The sequence below is a fragment of the Rossellomorea sp. LJF3 genome (assembly GCF_037046045.1).
Classification (GTDB): domain Bacteria; phylum Bacillota; class Bacilli; order Bacillales; family Bacillaceae_B; genus Rossellomorea.
Genome location: NZ_JBANLY010000050.1, coordinates 1 through 1,525 on the forward strand (window position 1 = coordinate 1; position 1,525 = coordinate 1,525).

The following is a 1,525-nucleotide window of genomic DNA, read 5'->3' on the forward strand; positions in this document are numbered from 1 at the left end:
TCAGACTGTAGACAAACCCCACCTTCACTTTAACCGAAGGTGGGGTTTTCTGATATTTTAAAAGATTTTTCTCCTGTTTCTAGGCTGGACATGGCCCTCGCCATGTCCAGTTTGCCAACTTCTTAAGATTCATGGCAGCGAATGTAAGCATCGCCTGCATTGAAACTTTTTTAAGACCTCTTAAGGTCGTCCAACGCATGCCATGCTTTTCTTTTGCGTCCGCAAAGACCCGTTCGATCGTTTCTTTGCGTTTCGCATATAGAGTTTTATTAAGTTCTGTATGTCTCAAATGATCTACTTCATCTATGTAATCCTGCCACACATGTCGATGAATCATCTTGGTGTGATTCTTACTTTGTGTACAACGTTCTAACAGAGGACAGTCTTTACATTCCAAAGGATTTGAAGCGTATTGTTTGTACCCGTCTCTTGTGGTAGTACGGTAAGGTAAAATTTGTCCTTCGGGACAAAGATAGGAGTCAAAATATTCATCGTAAACGTATTCGTATTTCCTAAGATATCCGTCTTTCGTTCTCGGCCGTGTATAAGGCATAACGGGTCTGATTTCTTGGTCCATGAGGAATTTAGCGATGTGGGGTGTTTTATATCCTGCATCAACAGCGACAGAACTGGGCTTACCGACTTTATCCGTGACTTGAGTGACGAGCTTGTCCAACATCCGACTATCGTGAACATTTCCTCCCGTGACAAGAGATCCTAAGATAAAACCCCGGGAGTCGCTTGCCGTATGAAAAGAATACGCAAACAGCTTTTCGCGCTCATCTTTTACGTAATACCCACTTTCAGGGTCTGTCGTGCTGACCTTTATTTCTTTTGACTCTTCTTTATTCTGTGGGGGGAAGGGCTTTTTTCCGTGTTCCTCTCGGTCAATGTTGATCTCTTTATCCAGCTGATCCTGATACGTTCTAGTTTCGACTCGGGCTATTTTCTTTTCGAATTTCTTCTTATTCGCATTCGCTTTTACATGAGTAGAATCTATAAACGCAACGGATGGATCCACCAATCCTTTGGTCATCGCTTCTTTCAAGATGCGGTAGAAAATTTGTTCAAAGAGATCCGTATCGTGGAAGCGCCTAACGTAGTTTTTACCGAAGGTTGAAAAGTGAGGGATTTTCTCTTTGAACGAATACCCAATAAACCATCGATAAGCAACGTTGGTTTCGATTTCTTTGATGGTTTGACGCATGGAGCGTATGCCAAAGAGGTATTGGGTAAAGACCATTTTAATGAGAACAACGGGATCAATACCAGGCCGCCCATTGTCTAAACAATATTTATCTTCTACTAAGTCATAAATAAATTCAAAATCAATCGTTTGTTCAACTTTCCTAACTAGATGATCCTCAGGAACAAGTTCATCTAGCGCAACCATTTCAATTTGATTTCTTCCTTCTTTAGTGTGTTTTGATAACATTTTTATCCCCCACAAAAGCTTTATTCCTTTCTATTATACAAAAAAAGCTTGTAGACTTGGTCTAATTCTTAGACTTTGTCTACAAGCTGA

Annotated in this window: 1 protein-coding gene; it reads right to left on the bottom strand. The window is 40.7% G+C overall.

From position 1 onward, the window contains the following. Positions 1-79: 79 nt before the first annotated feature. Positions 80-1,435, bottom strand: a complete 1,356-nt coding sequence (locus tag V8G47_RS20695) for an IS1182 family transposase (protein ID WP_336201683.1) — start codon at positions 1,433-1,435, stop codon at positions 80-82. Positions 1,436-1,525: the final 90 nt, after the last annotated feature.